At 74.2% G+C, this 17,883-nt stretch carries 17 protein-coding genes and 1 pseudogene; 8 read left to right on the top strand and 10 right to left on the bottom strand.

The annotated features are described in order from the left end of the window. Positions 1–237: 237 nt before the first annotated feature. Entirely contained in the window at positions 238–696 is a 459-nt protein-coding gene (gene sepF, locus ABZW32_RS12595) for a cell division protein SepF (protein ID WP_280918095.1), read from the top strand. Positions 697–732: 36 nt separating this feature from the next. Here the strand turns inward: sepF and ABZW32_RS12590 are convergent, their stop codons facing one another. Beyond that, positions 733–1,917: an acyl-CoA dehydrogenase family protein gene (locus tag ABZW32_RS12590; protein WP_356214673.1), complete on the bottom strand. Its 1,185-nt coding sequence runs from the start codon at positions 1,915–1,917 to the stop codon at positions 733–735. A gap of 119 nt (positions 1,918–2,036) precedes the next feature. Then, a complete protein-coding gene (locus ABZW32_RS12585) occupies positions 2,037–3,746 on the bottom strand; it encodes an MFS transporter (RefSeq protein ID WP_356214671.1) in 1,710 nt (569 codons plus the stop codon). A 286-nt stretch (positions 3,747–4,032) separates the two neighbouring features. On the opposite strand from ABZW32_RS12585, the gene ABZW32_RS12580 reads away from it, so the two are divergent. Together ABZW32_RS12580 and ABZW32_RS12575 are read left to right on the top strand one after the other, a co-directional pair. After that, complete coding sequence (locus ABZW32_RS12580; protein ID WP_356214669.1) at positions 4,033–5,172, top strand: glycosyltransferase family 39 protein; 1,140 nt, start codon at positions 4,033–4,035, stop codon at positions 5,170–5,172. Positions 5,173–5,412: 240 nt separating this feature from the next. Further along, the gene (locus ABZW32_RS12575) at positions 5,413–6,459 is read left to right on the top strand and encodes a phosphatase PAP2 family protein (RefSeq protein WP_356214667.1); all 1,047 of its coding nucleotides are present in this window, start codon (positions 5,413–5,415) and stop codon (positions 6,457–6,459) included. 287 nt (positions 6,460–6,746) lie between these two features. Here ABZW32_RS12575 and ABZW32_RS12570 read toward each other — a convergent pair whose 3' ends face one another. Together ABZW32_RS12570 and ABZW32_RS12565 are read right to left on the bottom strand one after the other, a co-directional pair. Then, positions 6,747–7,718: a YafY family protein gene (locus ABZW32_RS12570; RefSeq protein ID WP_356214665.1), complete on the bottom strand. Its 972-nt coding sequence runs from the start codon at positions 7,716–7,718 to the stop codon at positions 6,747–6,749. A gap of 365 nt (positions 7,719–8,083) precedes the next feature. Then, positions 8,084–8,647 (bottom strand): annotated as a pseudogene (locus ABZW32_RS12565) (transglycosylase family protein); the annotation flags it as partial. Between the two features lie 293 nt (positions 8,648–8,940). Between ABZW32_RS12565 and ABZW32_RS12560 the strand changes: the two are divergent. Both ABZW32_RS12560 and ABZW32_RS12555 read left to right on the top strand, forming a co-directional pair. Continuing rightward, on the top strand, positions 8,941–9,756 hold the full coding sequence (locus ABZW32_RS12560; protein WP_356214663.1) for a hypothetical protein: 816 nt from the start codon (positions 8,941–8,943) through the stop codon (positions 9,754–9,756). 215 nt (positions 9,757–9,971) lie between these two features. After that, entirely contained in the window at positions 9,972–10,370 is a 399-nt protein-coding gene (locus ABZW32_RS12555) for a hypothetical protein (protein ID WP_356214661.1), read from the top strand. A gap of 16 nt (positions 10,371–10,386) precedes the next feature. Here the strand turns inward: ABZW32_RS12555 and der are convergent, their stop codons facing one another. The 5 genes from der to ABZW32_RS12530 all read right to left on the bottom strand — a co-directional run bounded on the left by der (position 10,387) and on the right by ABZW32_RS12530 (position 15,116). Further along, entirely contained in the window at positions 10,387–11,850 is a 1,464-nt protein-coding gene (der, locus tag ABZW32_RS12550; RefSeq protein WP_356214659.1) for a ribosome biogenesis GTPase Der, read from the bottom strand. A gap of 75 nt (positions 11,851–11,925) precedes the next feature. Continuing rightward, a complete protein-coding gene (locus tag ABZW32_RS12545) occupies positions 11,926–12,513 on the bottom strand; it encodes a lysophospholipid acyltransferase family protein (RefSeq protein WP_356214776.1) in 588 nt (195 codons plus the stop codon). A 56-nt stretch (positions 12,514–12,569) separates the two neighbouring features. Further along, a complete protein-coding gene (gene cmk / locus ABZW32_RS12540) occupies positions 12,570–13,298 on the bottom strand; it encodes a (d)CMP kinase (RefSeq protein WP_356214657.1) in 729 nt (242 codons plus the stop codon). 166 nt (positions 13,299–13,464) lie between these two features. Then, complete coding sequence (locus ABZW32_RS12535; protein ID WP_266838283.1) at positions 13,465–14,553, bottom strand: prephenate dehydrogenase; 1,089 nt, start codon at positions 14,551–14,553, stop codon at positions 13,465–13,467. 116 nt (positions 14,554–14,669) lie between these two features. Then, positions 14,670–15,116: a YidB family protein gene (locus tag ABZW32_RS12530; RefSeq protein ID WP_356214655.1), complete on the bottom strand. Its 447-nt coding sequence runs from the start codon at positions 15,114–15,116 to the stop codon at positions 14,670–14,672. A gap of 140 nt (positions 15,117–15,256) precedes the next feature. Between ABZW32_RS12530 and ABZW32_RS12525 the strand changes: the two genes are divergently transcribed. From ABZW32_RS12525 to ABZW32_RS12515, 3 genes are all read left to right on the top strand, one after another. Then, a complete protein-coding gene (locus tag ABZW32_RS12525; RefSeq protein WP_356214653.1) occupies positions 15,257–15,598 on the top strand; it encodes a DUF952 domain-containing protein in 342 nt (113 codons plus the stop codon). 91 nt (positions 15,599–15,689) lie between these two features. Further along, on the top strand, positions 15,690–16,181 hold the full coding sequence (locus tag ABZW32_RS12520) for a Rieske (2Fe-2S) protein (protein WP_356214651.1): 492 nt from the start codon (positions 15,690–15,692) through the stop codon (positions 16,179–16,181). 28 nt (positions 16,182–16,209) lie between these two features. Beyond that, complete coding sequence (locus tag ABZW32_RS12515; RefSeq protein WP_356214649.1) at positions 16,210–16,902, top strand: nucleotidyltransferase domain-containing protein; 693 nt, start codon at positions 16,210–16,212, stop codon at positions 16,900–16,902. Between the two features lie 18 nt (positions 16,903–16,920). Here the strand turns inward: ABZW32_RS12515 and ABZW32_RS12510 are convergent, their stop codons facing one another. Then, positions 16,921–17,772 (bottom strand): LysR family transcriptional regulator, encoded by an 852-nt coding sequence (locus ABZW32_RS12510; RefSeq protein WP_356214647.1) that lies wholly within the window; start codon positions 17,770–17,772, stop codon positions 16,921–16,923. Between the last annotated feature and the right edge of the window lie 111 nt (positions 17,773–17,883).

The following is a 17,883-nucleotide window of genomic DNA, read 5'->3' as shown; positions in this document are numbered from 1 at the left end:
GCCTGGTCGTTCACTCGTCCGTCCCAGTGGCTCACCCGGCCGGCGGCAGTGGTCGTATTTTCACTCAGTCAGCAGCGGTAGCCACCGGGAACCTTGACCGTGCAACGGATGTTCTGCACCAGTCGCGTCACGAAACCCCTGCGCGGCGGCTATCCACTTGGCGCGTTGTCAGCATCATGGACGACCATAGGGGCAGCGGGGAAGAAGACAGACTGGCCACGGTGAAAGGAGGCGTCCATGGGTTCGGTACGCAAGGCGAGTGCCTGGTTGGGTCTCGTGGAGGACAGCGACGACGAGCGGTACTACGACGACGACTACGCGGAGGCGGTGGAGCGCCAGCAGGGTTCCGTTTCGGGACCCGGCGACCAGTGGGTCACCGACCCGCGCGTGAAGGTGGCCTCGGACTCCGCGGTCGAGCAGGGCCGGCGGATCGCGACCGTGACCCCCGACGGCTTCCGGGACGCGCGCGGCATCGGCGAGCTGTTCCGCGAGGGCGTCCCGGTGATCGTGAACCTCTCCTCGATGGACCCGGGCGACGCCAAGCGCGTGGTCGACTTCGCGGCCGGTCTGACCTTCGGCCTGCGCGGCTCGATCGAGCGGGTGGCGACCAGGGTCTTCCTCCTGACCCCGGCCGACACCCAGATCGTCAGCGGTGAGGCGGGCGGGCGCACCCGCGACTTCTTCAACCAGAGCTGAGGCCGGGGGCGCCACCCGGCGCCGGCTGGGGGACCCTCACCGGAAGGCATCGAGCCCGGTGAGCGCCTTGCCCAGGACCAGCTGGTGCATCTCGACGGTGCCCTCGTAGGTGAGGACCGATTCGAGGTTGGTGGCGTGTCGCATGACGGGGTACTCCAGGGAGATCCCGTTGGCCCCGAGGATCGTCCGCGCGGTACGGCAGATGTCGATGGCCTCGCGGACGTTGTTGAGCTTGCCGAAGCTGATCTGCTCCGGCCGCAGGGTGCCCGCGTCCATCCGCCGGCCCAGGTGGTGGGCGAGCAGGATGCCCTTGTGGAGTTCGAGCGCCATGTCGGCGAGTTTGGCCTGGGTGAGCTGGAAGCCGCCGATCGGCCTGCCGAACTGCTCCCGCGTCCTCGCGTAGTCGAGCGCCGTCTCGAAGGCGGAGCGCGCCGCGCCCATGGAGCCCCAGACGATCCCGTACCGCGCGTGGCTGAGGCAGCCCAGCGGTCCCTTGAGCCCGGTGACGCCCGGCAGCACCGCGTCCGCCGGCAGCCGTACGTCGTCCATCACCAGCTCGCTCGTCACCGAGGCGCGCAGCGACCACTTGTGCTTGATCTCCGGCGCCGAGAAGCCCGCCGCGTCGGTGGGGACGGCGAAGCCGCGGATCCCCTCGTCCGTCTGCGCCCAGACCACGGCGACGGAGGCCACCGAGCCGTTGGTGATCCACATCTTGCGCCCGTTGAGCACCCAGTCGCCGCCGTCGCGCTTGGCGTACGTGCGCATCGCGGCAGGGTCGGAGCCCACGTCGGGCTCGGTCAGGCCGAAGCAGCCGATCAGCTCGCCCGCCGCCATGCCCGGCAGCCAGCGCTCCTTCTGCTCCTCGGAGCCGTACTTCCAGATCGCGTACATGGCCAGCGAGCCCTGTACGGAGACCAGCGAGCGGATCCCCGAGTCGGCGGCCTCCAGCTCCAGGCAGGCCAGTCCGTACTGGACGGCGCTCGCGCCCGCGCAGCCGTAGCCGGTCAGGGACATGCCCAGGGCGCCGATGGAGCCGAGTTCGCGGGCCAGCTCGCGGATGCCGGGGAGCTCCCCGTCCTCGTACCACTGGGCGATGTGCGGCAGGACCCGGTCGGCGGCCCAGGTGCGGACCGTGTCGCGGACGGCGAGGTCCTCGGGGCTGAGCAGCTCGTCCAGCCCGAGCGGGTCGGTGGGGACGAAGGGGGTCTTCGACGCGGACAAGAGGGGCCTCCCGGCAGGCACGTGGGGCGAAACCTAGCGGTGCAAGTTTGTCGTCGCTCCCGCCCCTGGTCCACCCCCGGATTTCCGCCGCGCCGCGGCCGGGCCGGGCCGGCTCGGGGTCAGGCCGAGCGGCCGGGCCGCCCGCCGACGGCGCTGTCGTGTTCCGGCCCGCCGGGCCCGGGGATCCGCGCGGCGCCGTCGCCCTGCGCGGGGAGGCGTACGGCCCCCGCGGGCAGGGCGTCGGCGGCCGGGTCGCCGCACTCGGCCGGCTCGGCGCCGTCCATGGTGCGGGGCAGTTTCAGCGCCATCACGGCGCCCGCGAGCAGCAGGCCCGCGCTGACCAGGAGCGTGACGTGCAGCCCGTGCACGAAGGCCTGCCGGGCGGCGGCGTGCAGGGAGTCCCCGGCCGCGCCGCCGAGGTGGGCGGCGACCTGGTAGGCCTCGCCGAGCGAGTGCGCGGCGTCGCGCGCCGCTTCGGCCGGGACGCCGGGGAGGCCGGTCAGGCCGGGCGCGTAGGCGGCGTTCATCACGCTGCCGAGCAGGGCGATGCCCATGCCCGCGCCGAGCTGGTACGAGGTCTCGCCTATGGAGGCCGCGCCGCCGGCGGAGTCCGCCGGGGCCTCGCTGAGCATGGACTCGTAGGCCGCGAACAGGGTCGTCTGCAGGCCGAAGCCGAGCAGGACGAACCCGACGGTGAGCAGCACGGGCCGGTCCTGCTGGCCCATCAGCGTCAGCAGCAGCACGGCGGCGGCGGTCAGGACGAAGCCGAGCGAGACCATCCTGCGCGGGCCGACCCGCTGGAGGGTGTACGAACCGGTGGCGCCGGCGGCCATGGCGGCGAAGGTGAGCGGCAGCAGCCGCAGGCCGGTCTCCAGCGGGCTCAGGCGCAGTACCAGCTGGAGGTACTGGACGGCGATCAGCTCCAGACCGACCAGTGCCAGCATGGCGAGCACGATGCAGCCGACGGAGGTGGAGAACGCGGCGCGGGAGAACATCCGGATGTCGATCAGCGGGTGCTCGCGGCGCCTCTGGCGGCGTACGAAGAGGATCAGCAGGGCCGCGCCGAGCGCCAGGGGCACCAGTGCCCCGGGGTCCAGGAGGTGCCGTTCGGCGCCGAGCCGCTTGACCCCGAGGACCACGCCGAGGACCCCGCCCGCGGCCATGAGCGCGCCCAGCACGTCCCAGGGGCCGTCCGCCGAGCCCCGGGATTCGGGCAGCAGCCAGCGGCCGAGCGGCAGGATCAGGGCCATCAGCGGGATGTTGATGAGGAAGACGGAACCCCACCAGTAGTGCTGGACGAGGAAGCCGCCGAGGACGGGGCCGCTGGCCGCGCCGATCGCGGCGACGGCGGTCCAGATGCCGATGGCGAGCGCCCGTTCGCGCCGGTCGGGGAAGACCTGACGCAGGATCGACAGGGTGGCGGGCATGATCATCGCTCCGCCGATGCCGAGCAGGGCCCGCGCGGCGATCAGGACCTGGGCGTCGTCGGCGAGGGCGGCGATGGCGGAGGCCACGCCGAAGAGGCCGTAGCCGAGGAGCAGGATCCGGCGGCGGCCGACCCGGTCTCCGAGGGTGCCGAAGAGGATCAGCAGCGAGGCGCAGACCAGCGGGTAGGCGTCGACGATCCACAGGAGTTCCACGGCGCCGGGGCGCAGGTCCTCGGTGACGGAGGGGACGGCCACGTGCAGGATCGTCGCGTCGAGCGCGACGAGCACGAGGCTGACGCACAGGACGGCCAGGACGACCCAGCGGTTGGCGCCGCCGGAGGCGGCGCGGACCCGCTGCCGGAGGGAAGGGTTCCCGTCGCCGGTCGTGTGCGTCCCCGACATGCGTGTACCTCCCAGGTGATCCCTCGCACTCGGCGGACCAGCGTCGCTGTGGCGCCGCGCGTGGTGCGCTGGGCGGCGTCCAACGGGGTCCGGCATCGACTCGCGAGTGAAGGGTCAGCGTACGCGAGTTCGCGTGTCCGACACGTGGTCAAGCTCTCATCGCGACGACGGCCCCGGTGTGGTGTGCGCCACTCGCCCCGCTGTGTCCTCACTCCCCCGTACACGCCCGGCCACGGCACGTGGTTCTCGTTCGGGGCCCGCGGCCGGGGCGTCGATACTCGTCTGCGTGAGAACCGACCCCACCCACGAGGTGCCCGTGAAGGAACCCGGACCCCGCCGGGCCGCGCCCGCGCTCGCCGCCTTCGCGGCGGTCCGGCTGCTCGGCCTGGGCGTGCTCGGCGTGTGGGGCGCGGTGGCGGGCAGCAGCCCGCACACGCTGCTGTCGGCCCGCTGGGACTCGCTCTGGTACGCCCGCGTCGCGGGCGGCGGGTACGGGTACGAGGTGGTCCTGCCGAACGGGGCCGTCCATTCCAGCCTGGCCTTCTTCCCGTTGCTGCCGTGGCTGGAGCGGCTGCTGGCGGCGCCCACCGGGCTCTCGTACGGTTCCGCGGGCCTGGTGGTCTCGGCGGTGGCGGGGCTCGCCGCCGCGTGGGGGATCTTCGCCGTCGCGGACCTGCTGTACGGGCGCCGCGCCGGGGTGCTGGCGGCGGCGCTGTGGGCGGCGCTGCCGGTCGGGATCGTGCAGTCCATGGCGTACAGCGAGTCGCTGTTCACCGCCCTGGCGGCCTGGGCCCTGTACGCGGTCCTGCGCGGGCGCTGGATCACGGCGGGCCTGCTCGCGGCGGGCGCGGGGCTGACCCGGCCGGTCGGGGCGGCCGTGGTCGCGGCGGTGTGGGTGGCCGCGGCCCTGGCGTGGCGGCGCGGGGAGCGTTCGTGGCGGACGGCGGCCGGGGTCTCGCTGGCTCCGCTGGGCGCGGCCGCGTACGTGCTGTGGGTGGGGCGGCGGACCGGCGGCGGGCTGCTGGGGTACCTGGACGTACAGGCGGGCTGGGGCAACGGCTTCGACGGGGGCTGGGCCTTCGCCCGCTTCGTCGGGGCACGTCTGGCGTCCTCCGCCTTCGCGGCCGGGCTCGGGCTGATCGCCGGGGTGCTGCTGGTGCTGTGGCTGTACCGGCTGTGCGTGCGGCAGCGGCAGCCCGCCGCGCTGCTCGTGTACGCCGGGGTCGTGGTGGCCCTCGCCCTGTGCGCCTCCGGGTACTTCGGGTCCAAGCCGCGGCTGCTGCTGCCGGCGTTCCCGCTGCTGCTGCCCGTGGCGGTGGCGCTGGCCCGGTGGCGGACCGGCAGGGCGGTGGCGGTGCTGGGGACGGCGGCCCTGGCGTCGGCCGTGTACGGGGCGTTCTGGCTGAACGGTTCGGGTCCTCCGTGATCACGGAATGGATCATTCCAATCCATGATTGCGTAAAGGAATTGAATGAACGCAATAAATCCGAGGCCCGTATGCGGATAATTACCGGGGCAGCAGTCCCGGAGTTGAATCGGCGGAGTTACAACAAGCGCCGGAATAGCGGCAATTAAGTTCTGCGTGAGACGCACTCCACATCACATGGTCATCACAAAGCCCGCGATTCGACCGGGCCGCCCGTCGTCGCGCGGTAACGTCGATTGAGTGCGTACCGACCAAATGCTGACCCGTCTGGAGCCGGTGTTCGCCCGGCTGGACCGGGAACCAGAGCGACCGGCTCATCTGCAAACACCGCGGATGAGCCGGCACCGCGTCGTGCTCCTCGCCGCCCTGCTCGCGTGCTACCTCGCGATCGTCGTGGCGGTGCTGACGACGTCCTGGCTCGTCCGGCTGGACTGGCAGATCATGTTCTTCCGGCCCTACGAGCAGTGGCCGCAGCTGCACGCCTTCCTCGACTACCTCGTCGTACTCGGCCAGCGCGGACCCACCGCCGTCATGGTCGCGGCCTGGCTCGGGTGGCGCTCCTGGCGCCAGCACACCCTGCGCCCGCTGATCACCCTCGGCGTCGCGCTGCTGCTGCTCAACATCACCGTCGGCTCCGTGAAGCTCGGCCTCGGCCGGCTCGGTCCGCACTACGCCACCCAGATCGGCTCCGCCGAGCTCTTCGCGGGCGGCGATATATTTCCTTCCGGCCACACCGCCAACGCCGTCGTGACCTGGGGGATCCTGGCCTATCTGGCCTCCACCACCGTCACCCGGCGGGTGCTGTCCGTGTTCTCCGCCGTCGTCTCGCTGAGCGTCGGGGCCACGACCGTCTACCTCGGCACCCACTGGGTGAGCGACGTCCTGCTGGGCTGGCTCGCGGGTCTGCTGATCATGCTGGCGCTGCCCTGGTTCGAGCCGCTCATCGCCCGCACCGAGGCCTACGTCTTCGAGCTGCGCGAGCTGTGGCGCCGCCGCCTGGAGGAAGGCAGGCTCTCCGAGCCGGTCGCCGCCGCGCTCACCCCGCTGCTCTCCGCGGGCGGCAAGTGGCAGCCCAAGCGCTCCGACGAGGACGCGGCCGCCCCGGTCCCCGCGCCCGGCGGCGCGGCAGCCGGACACTCCCCGGCACTGCGCCCCGCCGGCCACCCGGTCGCCCGCCAGCACGTCATCCGCTCCGAGCGGACCCCGCTCACCCCGGCCGGCAGCCGCCGCCCGGCGCACACGGAACGGGCCCCCGCCCGGGGGGCCTCGGCCCGCCCGGCCGGCTGATCCGCAGCGCCGCGGGGACGGTACGCACACCCCCACCCCGCACCACCACGACGGCGGGCCGGTTCACCGAACCGGCCCGCCGTCGCCGTTGATATGCACGGCGCGTCAGCCGGACGCCCAGAGGTTCCTCCGTACCGGGTCACACTTGTGTCACGGGTTGTCGACAGCCTGCGGCCCGTCCGGCATTCCCCGCGTCCCCCGTCCGGAGCAGCCCCGGAACGCGTTCGCATTTCCGCCGGAGAACCGTCCAATTCCGTCCGGGCATTTGCGCTCCCCCGGCTCCGCTCTCACTCCGCCCCGGGCTCCAGAGCACGGCCGAGAAGGTCGCGCGCACTGCGGATCCGTTCGGTCAGCTCGGGCGGCTCCACCACCTCGAACTCGCACCCGAGCAGCATGAGGTGAATGACCAGGACGTCCAGGCTCACCGCCCCGGTGCGCAGCAGGCAGCCCTGCCCGTCGAGCGGCTCCAGCGCCCCGTCGGAGGGCCCGATGATCCGCGCAGCCTCCTCGGCCGGCATCCGCAGCCGCACCACGGCCCGGGCCGCGTAGGCACCCTGCGCCACGCCCCGCGAGACGTACGCGGCGAGGTCCTCGGCGGGCGGCGGACGTGGGACGAAGCGCGGGCCGTGCGGGGGGCGGGGCTCGATCCGGTCCGCGCGGAAGGTGCGCCAGTCCTCGCGGTCGCGGTCCCAGGCGACGAGGTACCAGCGCCGCTCGCTGCACACCAGCCGGTGGGGCTCCACGGTGCGGCGGCTGACGTCGCCCGCGTGGTCGCGGTAGGCGAAGCGCAGCCGCTCGGAGTCCCGGCACACCGCCGCCAGTTCCGTCAGCACCGCCGGGTCGACGGTGTCCCGCGCGGGCCCGCGCAGCATGGGCACGGTGAACTCGTTCAGCGCCGACACCCGTCCGCGCAGCCGGGCCGGCAGCACCTGCTCCAGCTTGGCCAGGGCCCGTACGGAGGCCTCCCCGATCCCCTCGACGCCGTTCCCGGCGGCCGTCCGCAGCCCGACGGCCACCGCGACGGCCTCGTCGTCGTCCAGCAGCAGCGGCGGCAGCTCGGCCCCCGCCCCGAGCTGGTACCCGCCGCCGGTGCCCGGACTGGCGTTCACGGGGTAGCCGAGCCCCCGCAGCCGGTCGACGTCCCGCCGTACGGTGCGCGGCGTGACCCCGAGCCGTTCGGCGAGATCGGGGCCGGTCCATTCGCGGTGGGCCTGCAGCAGGGACAACAGGCGCAGCAGCCGTGCGGAGGTATCGAGCATGCCCGCAGTCTCCCCCGTCACGGCCACCGGGTGTGCGGCGCCGGCGGGGTCCGGGGGAGGGCGGGCCGGGGGAAGGCCCCGCGCGGCCGCCCGCACCGCCCCGCCCGGCCTCAGCTCCCCGGCGCGGCCGGACCCCGGGAAGGCACCCCGCGGCCCGGCGCCGTGGCCGGCGAGGGACGCGTCGGCGCCGCGGCCGGCCCGGCACCGGCCGGTGCGGGCCCCGGCGGGGGCGGCGGTGCGGCCGGGGTCGGGGCCGTCGGGGTCGGGCCGGCCGGTGCCGGGCCCGCCGGGGTCGGGGTCGGCGGGCCTGCCGGGGTCGGCGGGCTCGTCGGGGTCGGCCGGTCCGTCGGGGTCGGGTCCGTCGGGAGGGTCAGGAAGAGGCCCGCCGACAGACGCTCCGGCCGGTCCCCGATCACCCCCCGGTTCGCCTCGTAGAGGGCCCGCCACCCGCCCCGCACCCGCCTCTTGCACGCGATCCCCTCCAGCGTCTCCCCGCCCCGCACCACGTGCGCCCGCCCCGCCAGCCCGTACCGCTTCGAGCACACCGGCCACGCCCCCCACCCCTGGGCGCCGAGCAGTTCCTCGGCCACCAGGATCTGCTGCTCCCGGCTCGCCAGGTCCGCCCGCGCCGCGTGGGCGAGGCCCCCGTACTCCTCCCACGTCGGCTGCCAGAACTGCAGCCCCCCGTAGAAGCCGTTCCCGCTGTTCACCGCCCACCGCCCGCCGCTCTCGCAGTCGGCGACGCAGTCCCACGGCCACTGCCCGCCCGGCCCGCAGTCCCCCGGCCCGTGCCCGGCGGCGACGCCCGGCGGACCGGGCGCCGGGGGCGGCGGCACGACGGCACCGGCGGAGGCCGGCACGGGTACGAGAACCAGCACGGCCACGGCGGCGGCAGCCGACACGGCACGCCGGAGGCGGAGTTCGGGCATCGGGTCACGCTACGCAGCCCCCTGCCCGCGCCCGGCCCGCCACGCGGCGCTCCCCCGCGCCCCACCCGGACGGCCGACCGCCGCCCCCTCCCGGAAACGGCCAGCGGCGACCATCAACTGGGCACAAACAAGCAACACTTGACACCAAATGGAAGCACCGCTCGCCGGGTTCACTCCTTCGGGTGGCCGGTTCGATTCCGTTCCCTCAAACGGCGTGACCCCGGCGACCGCTGCTCCGTTGAGCCCGGCGAGCCGGGAACCCCCCGGCCTCCGCACGAATGAGGAGCCACCCCGTGCCGCGCATGCTCGACGTCAGTCTTGAGGTACGTGCCGAGATCGGTGACGAAGAAGCCGACAGGCTGCTCACCGGCGACGACGCCCCGCGCAGTTACGACTGCACCTCCTGCCGCACCCCCGGCGACCCCGAGACCGACCCCACGAGCACGGTGCTGTTCGTCGGCGAGGAGACCGCGGTGCTGGCCTTCGCCCACGCCGGCTGCATCCCCTCCCAGGTGGTCACGGTCTCCGAGGAGCAGCTCCAGGGCGCCGTCCGCAGCATCACCGGCGACAGCCCCGCCCCGGAGGCCGCCGGCTCCGGCCCCGACGCCCCGCAGGCCGTCCCCGGCGGCCAGGCCGTCCTCGGGATCACCAGCGGCCTGGTCCTGATCCGCGGCGAGCTGCACCCGGCCCTGGTCGTCGAGCCGACCGCGCCGATCGCCCGTCCCGGCACCACCGGCCCCGGCGACGACTTCCTGCCGCTCCTCATCGAGCAGGGCTTCATCCCCGTCACGGACACCAACGAGGTCCCCTCCGTGCTCCCGGGCTGGTCCGTGCTCCTGGCCGGCGGCCAGCTGCACGCCGTGCTCCAGCCCGGCGCCGAGGGCGGCCCGCAGGTGGCGTGGTGGCAGGCGCACCAGGCCCTGAGCGTCACCGACGGCTGGCGGGCCGCCGTCAACAAGACCCAGCGCGTGCTCATCTACGCCGCCCCGGTCGGCTCCATCGGCCAGCAGCCCCGCGAGGACCTGCTCCGCGACGCCCTGGACAAGGCCGCGAGCAACGGCAAGCTGGTCGCCGCCGCGATGCCGCTCGCCGGAGCTCCGGGCGCCTGACCCGCCCTTCCCTCCCCGTCCCGGTACCACCGCCCACCCCGTCCGCCGGGGCCGGGCGGTATGCGCCGGGGGTGCGCGGTCCGTCCCGCGCACCCCCGGCGATCTGCGTTTTCCGTCCCGTCACCCCGCATCCGCAGGGCCCCGGGTTCGTTGGCTGTTACGTGCATTCATACGACCCCTCCCGCGCCCCGTCCTATCCGAGCAGCGTCCCCCCGATGCGCCCCGCACGGGACCGGGACGTCCCCCCGGCCGCTTCGCACACCCCGATCTACGACACGCTCTACTCGGAGTACCTGCGCGCCTTCCGGGCGCTGCCGGGTGACCGCAGCGGCGAGGAGCACCTCGGCTTCACGGCGTTCTCGTACGGCTCCTCGTACCCCATGGTCCCGTACGGCGGCTCCTACACCGGCAGCCCGTACGGGAGCGGCTGGAACGGTTCCGCATGGCAGCAGAGCGAGCCCTGGCAGCCCTCGTACCCGCCCGTACCGGCCCCGCAGCCCTCCTACGCCCACGCCGCCGCCTCCGGGTCCGGATACGCCGGCGGGCGGCAGCACCAGACCGGGATGCAGCACATCCCGGCGGCCCTGCCGCCCGCTCCTCGCCGGGGTTACTGACCCCGGCGGCGACCCGCTACTTCTTCTTCTTGTACTGGGCGCCGCGCTTCTCGCGCACCCGCACCGAGATGTGGATCGGGGTGCCCTCGAAGCCGAACTCCTCGCGCAGACGGCGCTCGATGAAGCGCCGGTAGCCGTGCTCCAGGAAGCCGGAGGCGAAGAGGACGAACCGCGGCGGCTTGCTGCCCGCCTGGGTACCGAACAGGATGCGGGGCTGCTTTCCGCCGCGGATCGGGTGCGGGTGCGCCGCGACGACCTCGCCGAGGAAGGCGTTCAGCCGGCCGGTGGGGACGCGCGTCTCCCAGCCCGCGAGGGCGGTCTCGATCGCGGGGACCAGCTTCTCCATGTGGCGGCCGGTCAGCGCGGAGACGTTGACCCGGGGCGCCCAGGAGACCTGCTGCATCTCGGTCTCGATCTCGCGTTCGAGGTAGTAGCGGCGCTCCTCGTCGAGCTCGTCCCACTTGTTGTACGCGATCACGATCGCGCGGCCCGCCTCGACGGCCATGGTGATGATGCGCTGGTCCTGGACGCTGATCTGCTCGGTCGTGTCGATCAGGATGACCGCGACCTCCGCCTTCTCGACGGCGGCGGCCGTGCGCAGGGAGGCGTAGTAGTCGGCGCCCTGCTGCAGGTGCACCTTCTTGCGGATGCCCGCGGTGTCCACGAACTTCCAGGTGACGCCGCCGAGCTCGATCAGCTCGTCGACCGGGTCGCGGGTGGTGCCGGCGAGCTCGTTGACGACGACGCGGTCCTCGCGGGCGACCTTGTTCAGGAGCGAGGACTTGCCGACGTTCGGGCGGCCGATCAGGGCGATGCGGCGGGGGCCGCCGAGGGCGGCGCCGCCGAAGGTCTGCTCGGGGGCCTCCGGCAGGGCCTCCAGGACGGCGTCGAGCATGTCGCCCGTACCGCGGCCGTGGAGGGAGGAGACCGGGTGCGGCTGGCCGAGGCCCAGCGACCACAGGGAGGCCGCGTCGGCCTCGCCGCTCTGGCCGTCGACCTTGTTGGCGCAGAGCACGACGGGCTTGCCGGCCCGGCGCAGCAGCCTGACGACGGCCTCGTCGGTGTCGGTGGCGCCGACCTTGGCGTCGACGACGAAGACGACCGCGTCGGCGGCCTCGATGGCGTACTCGGCCTGGGCGGCGACGGAGGCGTCGATGCCGAGGACGTCCTGCTCCCAGCCGCCGGTGTCGACGACCTTGAAGCGGCGCCCGGCCCACTCGGCCTCGTAGGTCACGCGGTCGCGGGTGACGCCCGGCTTGTCCTCCACGACGGCCTCGCGGCGGCCGATGATGCGGTTCACCAGGGTCGACTTGCCCACGTTCGGGCGGCCCACGACGGCGAGGACGGGCAGCGGGCCGTGTCCGGCCGCCTCGATCGCGCCTTCGACATCCTCGATGTCGAAGCCTTCCTCCGCGGCGAGCTCCATGAACTCCGCGTACTCGGCGTCGCCAAGTGCTCCGTGGTCGTGCTGGTCGTTCATGAAGTCCGTTCCTCGTCGTTCGTGGTGATCGGTGGCATCCGCGCAGCGCGGGTCCACTACTAGGTCAAGTCTCGCTCAGCGGCCGGTGAGGCGCTTGGCGTCGGCCAGGTGGGCGGTCAGCCGTCCCTGGATGCGTTCGGTGGCCTGGTCCAGCGCGGTGCGCGTACGCCGGCCGGTGCCGTCCCCGGCGTCGAAGGCGGAGCCGAAGACGACGTCCACCCGGCTCTTCAGCGGCGGCAGGCCCTTGACGAGCCGCCCCCGGGCCTCGGTGCTGCCGAGGACCGCGACGGGCACGATCGGGGCGCCGCTGCGGACCGCGAAGTACGCGAGCCCGGCGCGCAGGGAGGCGAAGTCGCCCTCGCCGCGGGTGCCCTCGGGGAAGATCCCCAGGGCGCCGCCCCGCTCCAGCACCCCGAGCGCGTGGGTGATGGCGGTGCGGTCCGTGCCGGTCCGGTCCACCTTCACCTGCCCGATCCCCTGCAGGAAGGGGCCGAGGGGGCCGACGTAGGCCTCCTTCTTGATCAGGAAGTGCAGGGGCCGGGGCGCGGTGCCCATGACCATGGGGCCGTCTATGTTGTGGGCGTGGTTCACGGCCAGGATGACGGGGCCGGAGGCGGGCACCTTCCAGGCGCCCAGTACGCGCGGCTTCCACAGCCCGTACATGAGCCCGATGCCGATGCGCCTGCCGACCGCCGCACCCTTGAGGGAGGGCGTACCGCTCACCTGGCCCGCCGCTCTGTGCCGCCGCTCGCGCTCCGACGCTCTTCGACCAGGGTCACGACGCACTCGATGACCTGGTCGAGGGTGAGCTCGGTGGTGTCCACCTCCACGGCGTCGCCGGCCTTGGCCAGCGGGGAGGTCTTGCGGCCGGAGTCGGCCGCGTCGCGCTTGATCAGGGCTTCCTTGGTGGCCGCGAGGTCCGTGGCCTCCTTGCCGCGCAGCTCACCGCTGCGGCGGGCCGCGCGGGCCTCGGCGGAGGCCGTCAGGAAGATCTTGAGGTCGGCGTCGGGCAGGACGGTGGTGCCGATGTCACGGCCCTCGACCACGATGCCCTCGGCCTCCCGGGCCGCCTCGGCGGCGATGGAGCGCTGGAGCTCGGTGATCAGGGTGCGCACCTCGGGGACGGCGCTGACGGCGCTGACCTTGGAGGTGACCTCCTGGGTGCGGATCGGGCCGGAGGCGTCCAGGCCGTCGACGGTGATGGTGGGCGCGGCCGGATCCGTACCGGACACGAGGGCGGGCTTGCCCGCCGCGACGGCGATGGCCTGCGGGTCGTCGGTGTCGACGCCGTTGGCGATCATCCACCAGGTGATGGCCCGGTACTGGGCGCCGGTGTCCAGGTAGCGCAGCCCGAGCTTGGCGGCCACGGCCTTGGAGGTGCTGGACTTGCCCGTGCCGGAGGGACCGTCGATGGCGACGATCACGGCGGACTGAGCGGCGGTTTCCACGGTGCGGGCACCTTCCTGGTTGCGCGTACGTGTCCGGGCGCGCCAAGAGCGCCCCTCCCCCAGGTTACCGGCCCCCGGCGCCCCCTGACTCCGCCGCGTCCCCGCCCCGTGCGGGGGCGGGGTGCCGGGGCCGGGACCGGCGGCGGGTGCCGGGGGCGCGGTCCGGCTACTGCTGGCGCAGGGCCCAGCCCCGCTCGCGCAGCTCGGCGGTCAGGCCGGCGACGGCGCGGGGCTCGACCATGAGCTGGACCAGACCGGCCTGCTGGCCGGTGGCGTGCTCGATCCGCACGTCCTCGATGTTGACCCCGGCCCGGCCGGCGTCGGCGAAGATCCGCGCCAGCTCGCCGGGCTGGTCGCTGATGAACACCCCGACCGTCTCGTAGGCCGTGGGGGCGGCACCGTGCTTGCCCGGGACCCGGACCCGGCCGGCGTTCCCGCGCCGCAGGACGTCCTCGATGCCCTCGGCCCCGCCCCGGCGCTTGGCCTCGTCGGCCGACTGGAGTCCGCGCAGCGCCTCGACGGTCTCCTCCAGGTCGGCGGCGATCCCGGCCAGGACGTCGGCCACCGGCCCCGGGTTCGCCGAGAGGATCTCCACCCACATGCGGGGGTCGGAGGCCGCGATCCGCGTCACGTCGCGGATGCCCTGTCCGCACAGCCGCACGGCGGTCTCGTCCGCCTCCTCCAGGCGCGCGGCGACCATGCTCGACACGAGCTGCGGGGTGTGGGAGACCAGGGCGACCGCCCGGTCGTGCGCGTCGGCGTCCATCACGACGGGGACGGCCCGGCACAGCGCGACCAGTTCCAGTGCCAGGTTCAGCACCTCGTGGTCGGTGTCGCGGGTGGGCGTGAGCACCCAGGGGCGCCCCTCGAAGAGGTCGGCGGTGGCGGCCAGCGGCCCGGAGCGTTCCTTGCCGGCCATGGGGTGGGTGCCGATGTACGCGGAGGTGTCGGCGCCGAGGGCGGCCAGCTCCCGGCGGGGCCCGCCCTTGACGCTGGCCACGTCCACGTAGGCGCGGGCGAGCCCGCGTCCGATCGCGTCGGCCAGGGCCGCGGCGACGTGGGCCGGGGGGACGGCGACGATCGCGAGGTCGACCTGCCCCTCGGGGGCGTCGTCGCTGCCGGCGCCGAGGGCGGCCGCGGTACGGGCCTGCGCCGGGTCGTGGTCGACCAGGTGGACGGCGATGCCGCGGGCGGTCAGGGCGAGCGCCGCGGAGGTGCCGATCAGTCCGGTTCCGATGACGACGGCGGTTCTCACGGGGCGCTCCAGGGTGATCGCGTGACGGCGGGTCCTGACTCAGGGTAGCCACCCGGTGCGCGCCGGGGGCCCGGCGGCCTGCCCGTGGGACGGCCGCCGGGTCCCGGCGGGGCCCGCTACAGGTTCTGGGCCCTGATGATGTCCTCCAGCGAACCGGACGGGAGCGACCCGCCGGGGCTCAGCTGGTCGACGGCCTGCGGGAGGGACCGCGCGATCTGGTCGGCGGCCTGTTCGGGGCTGACGCCGGCCTGTTCGGCGGCCTTCCGCAGGGCGTCGTCCGGCAGGGCCTCGGCGATCTGCGGGCCGCTGACCGGCTGGTTGTCGCCGGTGCCGAGCCAGGACTGCGCCTGGTCGGCGAGCCCGGATTTGGTGAGCATGTCCATGAGCCCGCCGAGGGGATTGTTCCCGCCGCCGCCACCGGCCTGGCCGCCGCCGAGGGCCCCGAGCAGCGCGCCGAGGATGTCGCCCGCGCCGCCCCCCTGGCCGCCTTGACCGCCTTGGCCGCCTTGGCCGCCGCCACCGAGGAGCCCGCCGAGCAGGGAGCCGAGGTCATTACCCGCCATCGTCGTCACGCCTTTCGCAGAGGGGCCGGGCCGCACGCAGGCGTCGGGCCCGGCTTCGAGACACGGACAATGTCGCCCGTATCAGGGCATGTCGCCACCTGGCACACCCCTTCGGCGCCCTCTGCGGTAGAACCACCGGCATGATCTTCCACATCGTCCCGCTCGCCGACTGGAGCGCAGCGCCCGAGCTCCCGTACGCCCCGCCCTCCCTGGCCTCGGAGGGGTTCGTGCACTGTTCGGCGGACCGCCCGACCGTCCTGGCCATCGTGGAGGCCCACTACCGGAACACGCCCGGCACCCTGCTCGCCGTGGAGCTCGACGAGGCCGCCCTGACCGCCGAGGTCCGCCGGGAGTCCGGTTCCGACGGCCGCTACCCCCACGTGTACGGGCCGTTGAACCGGGACGCCGTGGTACGCGTGTGGGAGGTGGTACGCGTCCCGGACGGCCCTGCGGACCTTCGCCCCCGGCAGTCGGCGGGGTGAAGCGGAACCGGAGGGTGTGGCGGGCTTCTCCCGGAGCCCGGCACGCGCCAGGATGCTGCTCGCCATCCCGGCCCCCCATCGAGGAGTCCCCATGACCGACACCCATCCGATGAGCGACACCGCGTCCGCCGCCCGCCGCACGGTACTGGCGGCCGGCGCGGCCGCCCTCGCCGGCGGCACGCTCGCCGCCTGCGGCGGCGGTGGCGGCGGCGCGGAGAAGCCCGCCCAGGACTCCGGCAGCGCGCCGAACGCCGCGCAGTCCCCCGGCGAGGCCTCCGGCTCCGCCGCGGGCAAGGTCCTGATGAAGTCCTCCTCGGAGATCCCGGTCGGCGGTGGCGTCGTGCTCAAGGAGCAGAAGCTGGTGGTGACCCAGCCGACGGCCGGGTCCTTCCGCTGCTTCTCCGCGGTGTGCACGCACCAGGGCTGCCTCGTGAACAAGCCCGAGAACGGCCTGATGCACTGCCCGTGCCACGGCAGCGAGTTCCAGGCCTCGGACGGTGCGGTGGTCAAGGGCCCGGCCACCCTGCCGCTCCCGGAGAAGAAGATCACCGTGGCGTCCGACGGCGTAATCTCGCTCGCCTAGCGCGGACCGGGGCGCCTAACCTCCCTGGATGGACGACCTCACCCTGGTACGGGACCACACGATCTACGCCTGCGTGATGGGCTCCCGTGCCTTCGGGTTGGCGACGGAGGCGAGCGACACCGACAGGCGCGGTGTCTTCCTCGCCCCCACCCCGCTGTTCTGGCGGTTCGAGAAGCCGCCGACGCACGTGGAGGGGCCCCGGGAAGAGGAGTTCTCCTGGGAGCTGGAACGCTTCTGCGAACTGGCCCTGCGCGCCAACCCGAACATCCTGGAGTGCCTGCACTCCCCCCTGGTCGAACGGCTCACCCCGGCCGGCGAGGAACTCCTCTCCCTGCGCGGGGCCTTCCTCTCCCGCCGGGCCCACACCAGCTTCGGCCGCTACGCCGCCTCCCAGCACGGCAGGCTCCTCGCGGACGTCCGTACGCACGGCGCCCCGCGCTGGAAGCACGCCATGCACCTGCTGCGCCTGCTGATCTCCTGCCGCGACCTGCTGCGCACCGGCCGCCTGACGATCGGGGCGGGCCCGGACCGCGAGGGCCTCCTCGCGGTCAAGCGCGGCGAGCGGACCTGGGAGGAGGTCGACGCCTGGATGGCCCGCCTCGTGCAGGAGACCGACACGGCCCTCACCACGACCGCGCTCCCCGCGGAACCGGACCTCCCCCGCGTGGCGGACTACCTCCACCGCACCCGCCGCGCCTCGGCCGCCCGGTACTCCGGCTGAGGCCCGCCCCCGCAGCGATCACGACAGGGCCTGGAGGCGTGTCGCGGTGCGGACGAGGTCGGCGACGGCTCGGGACCTGCTGTGCGGTGGCCAGGCGATGACGGTCGTGACGGCCGGTGCGTCCGGCACCGGCACCGTCGCGTGGTCGTCGCGCAGGTGGGCCCGGAGGGACTCGGGCACGAGCGCGCAGGCCCGTCCGAGCGCGATCAGCTGGAACAGCTGGGTGTGGTCGCGCACCTGCGGGCCGGGGCCGTCCGGATAGCCCCCGTCCCGTCGGGGCCAGCGCGGCAGGGGCAGGTCCGTCAGGGTGGTGACCTCGGCCATCGACATACGGGGCCGGCCGGCCGAGGGGTGCCCCGCGGGCAGGACCACGACCTGCTGTTCGGTGTGCAGGTCCTCGGTGTCGAGTCCGGCCGTCGTGTCGAAGGGCCGGTGGAGCAGGGCGACGTCGGCACGCCCGTCGCGCAGCAGCCGTTCCTGCTCGCCGGGCCCGCACAGCATCACCTCGACGGCGACCGCGCCGGGCTCGGCGGCGTAGGCGTCCAGCAGCTTCGACACCAGTTCGCTGGAGGCACCGGCTTTGGTGGCCAGCACCACACCGGGCCGTTCCGCGGCCGCGCGGCGGGTGCGGCGCTCGGCGGCTTCGACCGCGTCGAGTGCGGCCCGGGCCTCCCGCAGCAGCACCGACCCGGCCTCGGTCAGGGCGACGGCGCGAGCCGTGCGGTGCAGCAGGACCACTCCGAGCCGCCGTTCGAGCTGCTGGATCGCCCGGGACAGCGGGGGTTGCGCCATGGCGAGCCGCTGCGCCGCCCGCCCGAAGTGCAGCTCCTCCGCGACGGCGACGAAGTACCGCAACTCCCGCGTCTCCACCGCCTCATCGTATCCGCGCCCACCACGGCCGATGTCCGTGCGGTACCGCCGCCCGGGCACCGCCCGGTCACCCCGCCGACGACTCCCGGCACCGGACCGCGAACGCGTCGA

Origin of the sequence: Streptomyces sp. NPDC004667, from assembly GCF_040609475.1 — a bacterium.
In the GTDB taxonomy this organism is placed as follows: domain Bacteria; phylum Actinomycetota; class Actinomycetes; order Streptomycetales; family Streptomycetaceae; genus Streptomyces.
This window is presented reverse-complemented; position numbering and strand designations above follow the sequence as displayed.

Excerpts from the sequence above, each read along its gene's own strand:
- ABZW32_RS12585 (WP_356214671.1), bottom strand. The coding sequence starts at position 3,746 with ATGTCGGGGACGCACACGACCGGCGACGGGAACCCTTCCCTCCGGCAG.
- ABZW32_RS12530 (WP_356214655.1), bottom strand. The coding sequence starts at position 15,116 with ATGGCGGGTAATGACCTCGGCTCCCTGCTCGGCGGGCTCCTCGGTGGC.
- ABZW32_RS12555 (WP_356214661.1), top strand. The coding sequence starts at position 9,972 with ATGCGCCCCGCACGGGACCGGGACGTCCCCCCGGCCGCTTCGCACACC.
- ABZW32_RS12515 (WP_356214649.1), top strand. The coding sequence starts at position 16,210 with ATGGACGACCTCACCCTGGTACGGGACCACACGATCTACGCCTGCGTG.
- ABZW32_RS12545 (WP_356214776.1), bottom strand. The coding sequence starts at position 12,513 with ATGTACGGGCTGTGGAAGCCGCGCGTACTGGGCGCCTGGAAGGTGCCC.
- sepF (WP_280918095.1), top strand. The coding sequence starts at position 238 with ATGGGTTCGGTACGCAAGGCGAGTGCCTGGTTGGGTCTCGTGGAGGAC.
- ABZW32_RS12525 (WP_356214653.1), top strand. The coding sequence starts at position 15,257 with ATGATCTTCCACATCGTCCCGCTCGCCGACTGGAGCGCAGCGCCCGAG.
- ABZW32_RS12570 (WP_356214665.1), bottom strand. The coding sequence starts at position 7,718 with ATGCTCGATACCTCCGCACGGCTGCTGCGCCTGTTGTCCCTGCTGCAG.
- ABZW32_RS12520 (WP_356214651.1), top strand. The coding sequence starts at position 15,690 with ATGACCGACACCCATCCGATGAGCGACACCGCGTCCGCCGCCCGCCGC.
- der (WP_356214659.1), bottom strand. The coding sequence starts at position 11,850 with ATGAACGACCAGCACGACCACGGAGCACTTGGCGACGCCGAGTACGCG.